The organism is Streptomyces sp. NPDC042002 (assembly GCF_055588305.1).
In genome coordinates this window covers 26,705-40,162 of the sequence record NZ_JBVJCT010000027.1, presented here as the reverse complement: position 1 = coordinate 40,162, position 13,458 = coordinate 26,705, and the positions used below count along the sequence as shown (strand labels likewise).

Here is a 13,458-nt window from a genome sequence, read left to right as displayed (position 1 = left end):
CCGGTGCTCACGGCGACGTCGGCGCCGGAAGCCCTGTCGGGATCGCGGAGGGAGCGGCTGTCGCCTCGTGCGCGATGGCGTCGAAGTCGACGTATCCGGTCTTCTCCAGTACCGAGATGTGGTCGAGCTCGGTCTGGTTGGTGACCGTGGCCAGCTCCCGCACCAGCGTGTTGCGGGTGCTGCTGCGCACCTGCGCGAGCGCCTGGAAGATCCGGCCGTGCTCGTCGCGCAGCAGATTCGCGAACTTCTGCCGGTAGTCCTCGCCCTGGGCCGCCGACAGTTCGGCGAGCCAGCCCTGCTGCTCCGCGGTCGGCTGGGTCGGCAGCACGATGGCGAGGTCGGTCGCGACGGTGCGGACGCGTTTGTCGAGGTCGGTGTGGCCGGCCACCAGATGGCCGCCCGCCTCCTTGATCGCCTTCGTGGGGGCCCGCTTGACCGCCTGTCGGCCCGCGGGTATCTCCCACAGCCCGTCCAGCTCCACCCGCACCACGAGGTCGCGATCGGCGGCGCTCAGCGGTCCCCACGGTGTGCTCACCACGGGGCCGGGGTCGGCCACGGCGGCCTTCACGGCGTCGAAACGGTGAGGGTACGAGTAGAACACCGGGTACGCGAGTGAGCCGATCGTGCCGCCGATGGCCAGCACCATGAAGATCGTGACGAAGCTGCGTCGCAACTGAGCCTCCCTGGGACCGACTGGTTTCCGGAACCCGCGCTCGGCCGGTGCGGTCCGTACCGGCCGGAGCCCGCTCTTGGCGCGTACCGAGTGCTCCGGCCCCTTCCCGTACGGGGGAACGGGAGTTGCGGAAGCTGGGGCACCCGGCCGCCGCGCCAGAAGATCACTTCCCCGCCCGGGACCGATAGGGCCGAACGGCCCCGGTTACCAGGGCCGGACGGACACCGGAGCCCGCGGCAGCACCGGCACACCGGCTCCCGATCCGCGCGGGAGCCGACGGGGGACAGCGGGAAGGCCCGGACGGTCGGCCCGGGCCTTCGGTTCGCGGTCGAGGGTCCGGCCGGTGCGTGGTTTCAGCTCACGGTGAAGGAGTAGTAGTAGGGCGCCAGTTGGATGCCGGAGCGGGTCGTCGCGTAGACCTGGAGTTCGTACGAGCCGTCCGAGGCCGGGGTCCATTCGATGCTCGCGGCGTTGTCGTCGTCCGCGGCGACCGTGACCTCCTGGTCCCCGTTGAAGGAGTACGTGTAGCTCGCGACGTCCCCCACCTTCGAGGCGAACGTGAACGCGCCCGGGACGCCCGCACCCCCGCCGGAATCGTTCTCGGGGTAGACCTCCGAAGCGACGGTGGACGTGGTGTCGTAGCCGATGCCCCACGATGCCGCGTCACTGACCCAGCCGTTCGCGCTCTTGCCGGTGACCCGGAGACGCTCGCCGTAGGCGCCGTCCATCGTGAGGTCCATCGTCGCGGTGCCGTCCGGCGCCGCCGTGACGTCGACGGTCTTGTCGCCGCCCTGAGCGCCGCTGATCTGTACGGAGTAGCCGACCACCGGACTTGCCGACTGCAGTGCGGGGTCCGGCCGGAACGTGAACGTGGTCGGCTTGCCGAACTCGGGCGACGGGACGGCCGGGGTGATGCTGGGACCATTGGAGCGAACGAGGAACGTGTAGCTGGTGCTCGCCGACCCGTTGAAGGCCCGGTCCAGGCTGCGCACCGTCAGGGTCATGAGACCGGCGCCGTTCGGCGGGATCAGGCTGAGCGTGGCGGAACCGCCGGGGGCGTCGGCGCGCTTGAAGTATCTCGTGTCCTCGTACGGGTCGGCGGGCTGCGGAACGCCATAGGCGCCGATGTTCGTGCCGATGACCGGGAGGTCCCGATTCCAGGAGTACTCGAACCCGGTGACGTCGTCGACACCGTGGGCGCTCAGTGTGAACGTGACCGGTTCGCCGCCCTGGTTCCACACATCCGGCGGGTAGTTCGGTGAGGAGATGGTGGGTGTGCTTGCCGGGCCGCTGTTGTCGATCGTGACGTAACAGGCGGCGGACCAGTCCGAGGCCGCTCCCCCGGCCACTGTCTGCGCCCGCCACGCGTAGCTCTGCCCATTCGCGAGCGCTTCGGCGGGCAGGGTGCCGGGGGCCTCGAACCCGGAGGTGGCGTGCTCGCGGGTGACTGTCGTGGTCTGCGCCGGGTCGGTGACCGGCCAGACCTGATAGCGCACGGCGAGCTGGGAGCTGCCGCCGGGGTCGGTGGTCCCGGGGATGCCCTCGACCACAAGGCCGTCGCGGGCCCAGAGGTACGTGGGCCGGTCCGCGTCGGTCGAGCAGTTCCGGTAGCCGTTGAACAGCTGAGTGGGAGTGGTGGGCGTTCCGGCAGCCGCGCTCGCGGGTGACGCGGCGGCGGCCAGTAACAGGCCGAGGGCTCCCGGAGGAGCGAGGACGGCGCGCGCTCGCGCGCCGAAGGACAGGGTCAAGTGGTCTCTCCCATGGTGGATGCCCGCAGACGGTGCCCAGATGCGTACTGGTGTGCGGGCGGCGAGGGGATCGTATGGGGTGCCGCGGGCCGACGCATGAGAATTGATGGGAAACCGGGGGCATGCCGGATACCCGGGCCGCCGACAGCGGCGGCCCGGGCGCGGCGGTCACCTCTTGACTGTCACTCCTGGACAGGGGCCAGGCCAGGTCCGGGCTCGGAGCGAGCTTGCCGATGCCGGCGGACAGCGGCCGGGCGGTCGGGCTCTGCGGAGCCGCTCCCTTGCGGTACGGGGTGCAGACGTAGTGGCGGCCGCGCGGAAGCCGCCCGTTCCGCCGCCTGCCGGACAAGGCGACAGGGCGCCCAACACCAGCTAGCCCGGGCCGAGTTGGAGCCGACCGGCTCCCGCCTCACCCACCGTACGGTGGTGTGCACGGGACGCCTCCAGGGACTGTCGAACGGAGGGGAAGGCTACCGTTTCCAAGGACTGAGCGGGAGCGAGTCCTTTTGCCTGAACCCGTGCTCAGCCGCGTGTCCCGAACGGTGTTGGACACGCTGGTTCCCCGCTTTGACTGCACGGCCGGTCGCCGCCCTCCGGGGGCTGGTTCCGTGCCGTGTCCGGCGGAGTCCCTCACGCTCCAGGGCCGTCTACCGCCTCGGTCCCGCGGGGGCGTAGGCCGCGGTTCATACGTCGGCATCGGCCGGGGCGGGGGCTCAGCGCACCGGGAACCCGAAGGAGTAGCCCTGCTGCTTGAGTCGGGGGAGGATCCGGCGCAGGGCCTGGACGGTCTGGGAGCGGTCGCCGCCGGCGTCGTGGAAGAGGAGCGTCGGCCCGTTGGGCAGTTCCCGTTCGACGGTGGCGACGATGGTGTCCGTGCCCGGCCGCTCGAAGTCCTTGGAGTCCACGTTCCAGCCGAGCGGGCGCATGCCACGGGAGGCGGCCAGCTTGCGGCTGTAGGGGGTGAAGGCCCCGCCGGGCGCCCGGTAGTACATCGGCCGTACGCCCCCGGACGCCTCGGTGATCATGTGTTCGGCGTCGAGTATCTGCTGCGACTGGTACGCCTGGGACTTCTTGTCCATGGCGGTGTCGTGCGACACCGAGTGGTCGCACAGCCGGTGCCCGGCCGCGACCACCTTCTTCACGAGGTCGGGGTGGGCCTGCGCCTGCGTCCCCACCATGCAGAACGTGGCCTTCACCCCGAACTCCCGCAGCACGTCCAGCACTTGAGGGGTCCACACGGGGTCCGGGCCGTCGTCGATGGTGATGTTGACGCCGCGCGCCCCCTTGTCCGAGGCGTGCGCGATGGTCACCGCCACCGCCTTGACGCGACTGCCCGGCGCGGCCGACGCGGCCGTCTTCGGCAACTGGCCGCTCACGGCACCCGCCTGCGCGGTCCACACCGAGGCGCCGGCGGCCAGCAACGCCACCCCGAGCGCCGCCCCGACCACCTTGCCGTACCAGCCCCGCCCACCACCGTGCCGCGCCATGTCCGCCCCGCTTTCCCGCAGTTCCTCGCCGATCCCTCGGTCACCTCGCGACCACCTGACAGGACGAGGAGCGGCGGCCACAGGATGCGTCCGTTACCGATCACGGACAATTCCGGGGGAGTTCACGGACAACTGAGCGAGCAGCGAGCGAAACCGAACGAGCGAGCAGTGGGCGAAACCGAGCCGCTCGGCCCGATCGCGCGTATCTCCCCGGCACTGGCGCGCGCCCACGCGGTGGCCCGCCGGAGCCGACGTGGGCCCCTCAACCGAACGGCCTCCGGCTATCGAAGCCCCGACCGCGGAAAAAATGACCTCGGCGAGCATGGTTCACCGTGCGCGCATCGAAGTTCAGCGCGGTTGCGGTACGGAGTCGGCAGTGCGCAGACATGGGTAGCTGAGGGAACCGGTGGCTCGATTGACACGCCGGTTCCCTCTCGCTGGATTGGGCGGATCAGCTCGCCTGGCTGGCACGCCATTCCAGGGCCTGAGGCTCTTCCGTGAACTCGACGAGGTGCTGGCCGGCGTACCGCTGGAGGGCATCGCGCACCTGGTCCGGGGTGACGCGGAAGAACTCCTTTCGTGCGTTGACGCGGTTGACCCGGTGGTCCGCGAACTCCTGGTGCAGCTGTGACTCCAGGCCGACCGCGTCCTTGCTGAAGATCAGTGCATGGACGTCGAACCGGAATGGCACTGACGCACCGCTCAGCTCGTAGACGCGCTCCAATGGTTCCAGTCGCCGCGTCATCCCGATCTTGACCATCCGCTCGCCGAAGGCACCGATGTTGGAGATCACGTACACGTACCCGGCGCGGACGTTGGCGGCACGTGCCTCGACGGAGCTGAGCGACTCCTCGATCTCTGCGAGTTTGGCTTCCATCTCCGCTACGGCGTCGGTGTCCCCACGTTCTCGTAGCCGCTCCAGAGCGACCTGGTAGTGGCTCAGCTCCTTCTGGAGCTTCTCCCGTTCGCGGTCCAACTCCCGCTGCGCGGCGGCCTCTTCCTTCTCGCGCGCCCGGATCTCCCGCTGCGCTTCCTTCTCCTCCTCCTTCTTCTGCAGGAAGTCCGCAGTCAGCTGCAGCTCACGCACGCGCTTGTCGTGGTAGGCATCGGAGATGCGGATCTGCATGGTGGCGCCAAGCTTGGCGATGGTCTCCCGACTCTTGTACAGGCGGTCGACGAGCGAGGTCAGACGATGGGGGCGCATGGACCGCACCGCGTAGTCCGCCTCGGCGTTGTATGCCCTGAGCATGAGCTTCGAGAAGTCCCGTACCATCTTGCGCCCGGCGCTGGCAGAACCGTTGACCGTCCAGTACTGAACTGCGAGTACCGCTTGATCCGTCCGGGCAAGGTTCTTGATCTCGGCCTGTAGCGAGTCCAGTCGAGTGCGGTAGGCAATGGCATCCTGCAACTGGTGCCGGTAGGCGTAGATTCCGACCTGTTGGAGCATCGCCGTTTCGTCGGTGGTGACGACCTGAGCCTGGAGTGCGGCAAGTCGGTTGCTGGCGTGATAGGTGTCCAGCCGGACCTTCTCCGCTTCCTTCCGGGCTCGGTCAGCGTCCTTGGAAGCCTCTTTCGCCTCCTCCTTCTCCCTCTTCACTTCTTCCCGCGCGCTTTGACGGATCTCCGCCGCTTCAGCTTCCGCGGCTTCGCGCAAGGCAGTGACTTCCTCGCGCGCCACACGCAGGGCGTCGAGGGCCTGAACGGTGTCCATGCCCTGCGTGCTCGCTATCCACCCTCGCAGTTGTTCGACCTCTTGGGCCTCGTCACGGCGACGTCTGCCGAACAGACCACCTCGGCGAGCCTGGGGCACGGAAGGATGCGAGGGTACAGCGGCCCTTTCACCAACAACTCGGTCGGTGTTCGAGCCGGGCGGCGCAGTTGGCGCGTGCTGGACACTCGTGGCTTGCTCACGCTGTTGCGCGAAGCCGGTGCTGGCCTCAACGGGACTCACGCCGCCGGTCGTGTCGGGCACCCAAAGCTGCCAACCTGACGGCGGCGGTGGCCACGACGGGTCCGGATGCCAGCCGGGGGGCGGCATCCACCCAGCAGGCGGTGCCGGCCAACCTGGCGGCGAATTGAACCGATACAACATCGAGCCCCCCAACTCGGTCTGTCCCCACAGACCGATACCAAATTCACTCTTTGTACCATCAAGAGCGCAGAAAGTTAGTAGACGAAGGTTACTGCCCCCGACCGGGACCAGACCTGCGTCCTGAGCTTGGGAAGCTCAGGTTACCTAGGACAGATTGGGCTGCTGACCTGCGGCGGAGCGCTGACGCTGTTGGGGAATCCGCCGTTGCGCTCCCCGCTGGTCCCCGTGGTTCCCCGCAGGGTCTGGCACGCATCTGGCACGTATGGGTGGGCGTTGGCGGCCGACGCGAGGGCGTTGTCAGTGGCGGATGTCGGGTTCCGGGGCAGGTAGGAGCCGGTTCGTCGTTCTCGCTGTGGAACAGACAGCCAAGGGGGTGGCCGCATCGGGGTCCCCGGGACATCGAATGGCTCCGTACCCACCCCCCTCACCACCTTCTGATCCGTAGCCCTTACGCGGAACGGTCGCAGCGGCCGCGCCACGACCCCTACAGGACGTCACCAGGCATGATCGGTTGCTGTACTTCGCCGCAGCCTGAAGCCGCTTCGTGGGGATGTCTGCGGACGGGGCACACAAATCTGGATCTTGATGGCGAGCATTGGAAGGGCTCTCCCGCCAACTAGTTGGAGAAGTACAGGTACTTCCACGAGCCGTGCGTCGTCGAGTTGACGTTGTCGCCTGAGTATTCGTTTTCGTACGACGAGCGCATGCGCACCTTGATGCCGGATGCGCCGGGAGACTTCAGGCTCACGGCCGACCGGCCGTTCGAGTCAAGCTTGAAGTACTGCGGACTGTCGTCAACGGTCTGCCACTCACCGGCCCGGTAGACCTGCAGGTCCACGCGCTGCTTGCGGCCCGGGTAGTACGTCATGGTCGTGGTGAGCAGTGGGTTGGTGCTCTTGTGGAACCAGTAGTACGACGTCGAGCCGATCTTGGCCGTCTTGTAGTGCTTCGAGACGACGGTGGAGGTCTTCACCATGGCGTAGCCCGTGGATGCGACGGTCCTGGCCTTGAAGCGGGCATCGCCCTTGAAGACCGCGGTCACCGCGGTGTCACGGGTCATGTCGATCGTCGCGGAGATGTTGCCGCTGGAGTTGACCATCCCGGTCTTGACCAGCTTGTTGGGCTTGTCGCCGCCGTAGGGGTTGGCCCAGATCTCGACCGTGCGGTTCTTGTACGTCGTACCGAGGTGCGCGGTGAAGGTCACGTCGGTGCCGTAGGCGTACACCTTGCCGTTGTTGTTCAGGCTCAGCGATGTCGAGTCGAGGGAGACGGCCACCTTGTCGCTCGCGGTGACGGCCGCCCGATCGGCATCGCCCGCGTACGCCACCTTGTAAGTGACCGTGCCGCCGGCGGGCGGGGTGTCGGTGAAGGAGTACGAGCCGTCCGCCTTCACCGTGACGGCAGGCAGCGCCTTGCCGCTCGGGGACTCCAGGTCGGTGCGGGTGACCTGGAGCTTCGTGTCAGGCAGTAGCTGCGTCATCGACAGGTCCCCGGTGACGGTGAGCTGCCGGGCGCGGGTGGCCGTCGACGGGGCGTACACCATCAAGGTCGGGACGTCCCGCGCCGGATCGGTGAGCGCCTTGAGGAAATAGCCGTCACCGTCCGTCCCCTGGAGTACGAACAGACGCGAGGAGTCCGGCGCCCATGCCACTCCGCCCACCCCGTTTTCCGAGACATGGTGGAAGGCGATCGGGGTGTCCGTGCCAGACCGGTAGACCACCACATATCTGTCGTCGAACTTGGCGATCAAGCCACTCGGTGAGATGTCGCCACTCCACTCACCATCCAGGTAGAAGCCTGCGCCAGTGATTTTCCCGTCCGCGTAGGCGTACCGATTCCGCGCGTTGATCAGCACCTCTTGAGCACCGGGTACGAGATCGACGTCATCGGCCCCGGAAATCTGGGAGTTGTCGTAGGCGACGACCTGAGGAGATGTTCCGGAGACGTCCAGAACCCCCATCCCGCCGCTCGCGTCAAGGCCCGTCTCGGCGAACGCCAGCATGCCCGACTTGCCGGGGTCGGAGTCGAGGACCAGGTCATCGGAGGCGCTCAGACCGTCCGGCAACCTCCCGAGCGTCACGGCGTCGGTGCCTCCGGCCGGGTCGACCGAGCCCAAGTTGCCGCCCTGCGGATCCTTGTAGCCGAACCAGACCTTGCCGCCCGCGAAGGCGAGGTGGCGCGGCCCTTCGGCTGCCGCCACGTCGTACCGGGCCTTGATGTCGAGCGTGACAGCGTCCAGGGCCAGGATCTGATGGCTGTCTGGCAGAGCCGCGTACAGGGTCTTGCCGTCGGCGGCGAGGGTCAGTTCGGCGACCGCCCCGAGTCCGTCCACCGAGTCGACGAGGGTGCCGGAGTAGTCGCCGGCCAGGATCTTCCCGTTCCACTGGTCACCGACGAAGACCCGCTGCAGAACGCCGTCGACGACCATCCCGCCGGGTGTGCTGACGACCGCGGGCCCGGCCGCCACGGCGGGTACGGCGGGGATACCGATCAGGAATGCCGAGCCGGTGAGGACGGCCAGTGCCGTCGCGGTGGCGACGCTGCGCGTACGCACAGTTGGTGATACCCCCATGAGTGAGCCCGGTGTCGACCAGGCGGACGAAAGCACCGTCCGACCCCGAACAAGGCAGCTGAGCTGCGGCGACGCGGGGTGCGACTGCTGCGCGCAGCGTATGGCATGGCAGTGACAGTTGAGGAGGGGGTTTCTCCAAGTGACTGTCCGCGCTTTCTTCGCCGGGCTCGCCCGAGGCGGAGTCCGAACACGCAGGGCGGCTCCCAAGAGGTCATGGCCTCTTGTTCGTCGGTGAAGTCGAGCAGGACGGGGCAGTCGGAGAACCACACGCTCTCCTGGACGTCCCGTTGGCTGCCGAGGCCATGGACGCCGAGGCGGCTGAGCTGGATGTCGATCCCTGGTTCAAGCTCGATCATCCGTATTGACGAGCCGCTGCCACTTGTCGCGGTTGGCCACGCACAGATCGGGTGGGTGGAGTCTCAACGGCTGAGTCGAGGATCGCTGGGTGCGATCAGTAGCCGAAGAAGTGAGGGGCCGGGTTTCTGGTGGAATCTCTGCGGGCCCGCGAGCGGCCTTGCAAGCCGTCGTGGCAGCGATGTCACCGTGGGTTCAAATCCCACACCCACCACAGGTGAACGGTCCCTGACCGGGAACATCGGTCAGGGGTCGTTGCGTTGCTTGCTGCCCGTGAGTGCCCGTGAGTGCCCGCGGTTCACCGCTGTTGCCCGCTGGATCGGGTACGACTGGGGCACGACACCTTCTGATCCGTAGTTCAGCGGAACTGCCGTCGGTGACGCCTGGCGCGTCGCGGTGCCCCCTGAGGTCAGAATGGCGGGTCGTCGGAGCAACCGCCCGCCCAGGGTCGATCCATCGGCTCGGGACCCGCGATCCGTGGATCGGGGAGCGGGGCCGGCCCCAGCCGCTTCGGTGGAACCGTTGTGTGGTTCCAGATCGACGAAGCCTGGAAGCCGTGAAGTCGATCCCGGCCTGTGGTGTCGGCGAGTCCGCCGGTGTCAATTGCGGCTCTCGGCCGGGGGACAGGCCAGACCACCGTCGGCAAGGCGTGCCAGCGCCTGAAGGGGATCTTCGAGGCGGCCGTCCGACCTCACCGGCAGCTAGCCGGTCCCTATGGTCTGGTTGTGGCGCGCGCCCCGCCCGCCGGTCTGGACAACAAAGAACCCCCGGGTCATCGACCTGGGGGTTTCACATGGAGCGGGTGACGAGAATCGAACTCGCACTCTCAGCTTGGGAAGCTGATGTTCTACCACTAAACTACACCCGCGTAAGACGCCGGTTGGGCCGGTGTCGAATGCTCGCTCACTCTACCTCATGCCCGTACCCCGGCGTCTGAGCCGCAGCGCCCGCTCGCGTTTCGGAGGGTGGATGCGGCTGCGAGAGGCCGGAGTTGGGGCGTACGGTGGGGGCGTTGAAGTGGGTTCGGGCGGGGTCGGAGTGCCGCCTGGAGAGCCGTTCCTTTCATCCCGTAATGTGGCTTTCGTTGTCAGGGCATCAGCCTGACGCGGCTCTTGGGGAAGGGACTCTGGGACTTGATGGAGCGCACCGTCGTCCGTTGTGCCGAGGGGCACGTGTTCAGCACCGCTTCGTTCCCGATGCAGCAGGCCGAACGGCTCGGCCCCGGCCGGCTGCTCCGGTGTCCACGGTGTGCCCGGCTCCGCAGTGTGGTGCCGGTCGCCTTGGAGAAGGCAGCTACGGAGCAGTAGTGGCGTGACGGAGCAGCAGTGGCGCCGCGGCAACGGGCGCACAGGTAAGCAGCAGAGGTAAGCAGCAGAGGTAAGCAGGGGTAAAAGGCGCCGTAGTGGCGAGCGGTACGGGCGCGCGGTGTCGTCACGATGGTGGTGGCTCCGCGCGCCTTGCGTATCCTCAGGGCGTGCTTCTCTCAGACAAGGACATCCGGGCCGAGATCGACGCCGGGCGGGTCCGGATCGATCCCTACGACGAATCCATGGTGCAGCCGTCGAGCATCGACGTGCGGCTCGACCGCTACTTCCGGGTGTTCGAGAATCACCGCTACCCCCACATCGACCCCGCGGTCGAGCAGGCGGATCTCACGCGGCTCGTCGAGCCCGAGGGTGACGAGCCGTTCATCCTCCATCCCGGAGAGTTCGTCCTCGCCAGTACGTACGAGGTCATCTCGCTGCCCGACGACCTCGCCTCGCGGCTCGAAGGCAAGAGTTCCCTGGGACGGCTGGGGCTGGTCACCCACTCCACCGCCGGGTTCATCGACCCCGGGTTCTCCGGGCACGTCACCCTTGAGCTGTCCAACCTCGCGACCCTGCCGATCAAGCTGTGGCCGGGGATGAAGATCGGGCAGCTGTGCATGTTCCGGCTCAGTTCGCCCGCCGAGTTCCCGTACGGCAGCGACCGGTACGGCTCCCGGTACCAGGGCCAGCGCGGACCGACCGCCTCACGGTCCTTCCTGAACTTCCACCGCACCCAGGTCTGAGGCGATCGGCATGCCTCCTGCGCGCGAGAACCTCAGCTACGAAGGGTTCGGCGTCGCCGTACGCGAACTCGCTCAGACCATCGCCGACGACGGGTACGAGCCCGACATCGTGCTCTCCATCGCCCGTGGCGGCGTCTTCGTCGCGGGCGGGCTGGCCTACGCCCTCGACTGCAAGAACATCCATCTGGTGAACGTCGAGTTCTATACCGGGGTGGGGACGACGCTGGAGATGCCGGTCATGCTCGCTCCCGTCCCCAACGCGATCGACTTCTCCGACAAGAAGGTCCTGATCACCGACGACGTCGCCGACACGGGCAAGACGCTCAAGCTCGTGCACGACTTCTGCGTCGACGCCGTCGCCGAGGTCCGCAGCGCCGTGATCTACGAGAAGACCCAGTCGCTCGTGAAGTGCGAGTACGTCTGGAAGCGGACCGATGACTCAGTCTGGATTAATTTCCCCTGGAGCGTTGAGCCGCCCGTGGTCCACCACCACACCACCGTCCTAGACGCGTAAGACCAGGTCGCAGCGCTAAGCCCCTGCCGTCCGGTGGGGGCTGCTGTGTGTCCAGCTAGGGAGTGGCCCGCCCACCGGCCGACCGCAGAGATACCCGATGTCGCGAATATTTTGTGGCTCGTATGGACCCTGGTCACGCCCCCTCGTACGGTCGATGCAGATGCCCCAACAGGGGCCAGTCGAAGGGGAGTTCAGGTGGCACGCGAGGAGCTGCAACGACTGACCGGCAACGGCACCGGCGAGTGCGGTCAGGACGACTGCGCCAACGTCTACCGCACCGCCTCAGGCTCGTTCGTCGTCCAGGGCGATGTGTCCACAGCCTTCACGCCGCCCAACGGTGAGGGCCTGGTCGAGATTCCCGAGGAGACGCTGAGGGAGGCCGTTCGTGCTCTTGGCTGGTGAGGAGTGGGCCGCACGGTTCGAGGGGTTCACCGGGGAAGCCTGGCGTCTGGAGACCCTGCCGCTGTACCTCATGCCGTCGGAGGCCGAGGAGTTCGCAGCGTTCAAGGCAGGCGCCCGGATCGATCCCCTGACGGTCGCGAACGAGTACACCGACCGACTACGCCGACAGGCGATCGAGGGGCGCTCTCAGGGCCGCGTACACGTTGTGACTCGCCCTCTGTCCGACTACCTCAGGTTCGAGTTTCACCGCTACTACAACGCTCACGCGCTGGCCGGTGAACAGATCCGCATTCTCGATGTGACCGACCGGCCAAACCCACTCGCCGGTGTCCAGGACTTCTGGATGTTCGATCACGCCGAAGTGGTTCTCATGAACTACCACTCAGACGGACGGCAAATCAGCCGCGAGGTATTCGAGGGTGACGTGACGTCGTTCATCGAGTATCAGCGGATCGCTGTAGCTGAGTCGGTGTCCTTCGAGGAGTACGTGAAGGGTCTTGACGTTCGAACCTGAACGGCTGGGCCAATCGAGGTCAGACCTAGCCGAAGCAATGCGCACGCTGCGGAAGCAGGCCGGTGTCACACAAACGGCGCTGGCTCGCCGCTGCACCATGTCACAAACAAAGATCAGCAATATCGAGGGCGGGAAGCTCACCCCCGCTCTAGTCGACGTTGAACTGATATTGGATGCACTCGGAGCCGAGGGGCCGGAAGCCGAAGAGCTTCTGTCCCTGGCTCGCACTGCGAATACCGAGTGGCAGGATCACTGGTCCTCCCGCCGTCGAGGATTGGACAAGAAACAGAACGAGCTAGCGAGGCTGGAAGCGGCCTCGACAGAGTTCCGATTCTTCATGCTGTCGGCCGTCACTGGCCTTTTGGCCACACCCGAGTATGTGCGTGCAAGTCTCGCGGGCGTCCCCGGAGACCAGTCGAAGACCGTAGCCAGGAAGCTCGAACGCCAAAGCATCCTGCACGACTCGTCCAAGTCGTTTACGTTCATCCTCACAGAGCAAGCCGTTAGGTGGCCGTTCCTACCTTCAGTCGGCATGGCTATGCAGCTCGATTGGCTGGTGTCTGTCTCCCGGATTCCTAACGTGAAGATCGGCGTCATCCCTCTGAGCGGTCACATTCCAGAGATGCCGCTGAATACCTTCACGGTCTATGACCGAAGACTAGCCACAGTGGAGACCGGCACTGGGGTTTTGATCCTCAGGGACCACCGTGACGTGAACGCTTACCGGGATGACTTCGAGCGGTACGAGACCTATGCAGTGTTCGGGGACGATTGCCGGGGACTATTGTCCGACTGGTCAGAGATCTTCTTTACCCGACAACGCGAATAGCTCTGGCATCCTCCCAGGGTTCGGAGAATGATCGGACCATGCAGACCACACAGGAAGAACCGGTGAAACTGCCACTCGGGCTCGCCGCCGAACCAGAGCCGATGTCCGGGTGTGATGTGTGCTTGGCGCTTGGTCGTCAGAGGGAGACTGCACGGACCGCAGGGGACCTCTCGAAAGTCAGTGACATCAATGTTGAGATCAAACGACACTGCCACTGAGAACG

At 66.6% G+C, this 13,458-nt stretch carries 10 protein-coding genes and 2 tRNA genes; 6 read left to right on the top strand and 6 right to left on the bottom strand.

The window, feature by feature from the left end; genetic code table 11:
• Positions 1-7 precede the first annotated feature (7 nt).
• The 5 genes from ACZ6KY_RS30050 to ACZ6KY_RS30030 form a co-directional block, all read right to left on the bottom strand.
• Complete coding sequence (locus ACZ6KY_RS30050; protein WP_469313402.1) at positions 8-673, bottom strand: DUF4142 domain-containing protein; 666 nt, start codon at positions 671-673, stop codon at positions 8-10.
• A 353-nt stretch (positions 674-1,026) separates the two neighbouring features.
• Positions 1,027-2,421 carry a hypothetical protein gene (locus tag ACZ6KY_RS30045; RefSeq protein ID WP_469313401.1) on the bottom strand — a complete coding sequence of 465 codons (1,395 nt, stop codon included), beginning with the start codon at positions 2,419-2,421 and terminating at the stop codon, positions 1,027-1,029.
• Between the two features lie 713 nt (positions 2,422-3,134).
• The gene (locus ACZ6KY_RS30040; protein ID WP_469313400.1) at positions 3,135-3,908 is read right to left on the bottom strand and encodes a polysaccharide deacetylase family protein; all 774 of its coding nucleotides are present in this window, start codon (positions 3,906-3,908) and stop codon (positions 3,135-3,137) included.
• A 451-nt stretch (positions 3,909-4,359) separates the two neighbouring features.
• Positions 4,360-5,619 (bottom strand): SNIPE associated domain-containing protein, encoded by a 1,260-nt coding sequence (locus tag ACZ6KY_RS30035; protein ID WP_469313399.1) that lies wholly within the window; start codon positions 5,617-5,619, stop codon positions 4,360-4,362.
• Between the two features lie 997 nt (positions 5,620-6,616).
• Positions 6,617-8,554, bottom strand: a complete 1,938-nt coding sequence (locus tag ACZ6KY_RS30030) for an NHL repeat-containing protein (protein WP_469313398.1) — start codon at positions 8,552-8,554, stop codon at positions 6,617-6,619.
• 494 nt (positions 8,555-9,048) lie between these two features.
• On the opposite strand from ACZ6KY_RS30030, the gene ACZ6KY_RS30025 reads away from it, so the two are divergent.
• Positions 9,049-9,140, top strand: a tRNA-OTHER gene (locus ACZ6KY_RS30025).
• A 580-nt stretch (positions 9,141-9,720) separates the two neighbouring features.
• On the opposite strand, the gene ACZ6KY_RS30020 is transcribed toward ACZ6KY_RS30025, so the two are convergent.
• Positions 9,721-9,794, bottom strand: a tRNA-Gly gene (locus tag ACZ6KY_RS30020).
• Positions 9,795-10,400: 606 nt separating this feature from the next.
• Here ACZ6KY_RS30020 and dcd point away from each other — a divergent pair.
• The 5 genes from dcd (at position 10,401) to ACZ6KY_RS29995 (ending at position 13,235) form a co-directional block, all read left to right on the top strand.
• A complete protein-coding gene (gene dcd, locus ACZ6KY_RS30015) occupies positions 10,401-10,976 on the top strand; it encodes a dCTP deaminase (RefSeq protein ID WP_351128951.1) in 576 nt (191 codons plus the stop codon).
• A gap of 10 nt (positions 10,977-10,986) precedes the next feature.
• Positions 10,987-11,490, top strand: coding sequence for a phosphoribosyltransferase (locus ACZ6KY_RS30010; protein ID WP_469313397.1), 504 nt, complete (start codon positions 10,987-10,989; stop codon positions 11,488-11,490).
• Between the two features lie 195 nt (positions 11,491-11,685).
• On the top strand, positions 11,686-11,892 hold the full coding sequence (locus tag ACZ6KY_RS30005; RefSeq protein ID WP_469313396.1) for a hypothetical protein: 207 nt from the start codon (positions 11,686-11,688) through the stop codon (positions 11,890-11,892).
• Complete coding sequence (locus ACZ6KY_RS30000; protein ID WP_469313395.1) at positions 11,876-12,406, top strand: DUF6879 family protein; 531 nt, start codon at positions 11,876-11,878, stop codon at positions 12,404-12,406. The genes ACZ6KY_RS30005 and ACZ6KY_RS30000 overlap by 17 nt, the downstream gene beginning before the upstream one ends.
• Positions 12,390-13,235, top strand: coding sequence for a helix-turn-helix domain-containing protein (locus ACZ6KY_RS29995; RefSeq protein WP_469313394.1), 846 nt, complete (start codon positions 12,390-12,392; stop codon positions 13,233-13,235). The genes ACZ6KY_RS30000 and ACZ6KY_RS29995 overlap by 17 nt, the downstream gene beginning before the upstream one ends.
• Positions 13,236-13,458 lie beyond the last annotated feature (223 nt).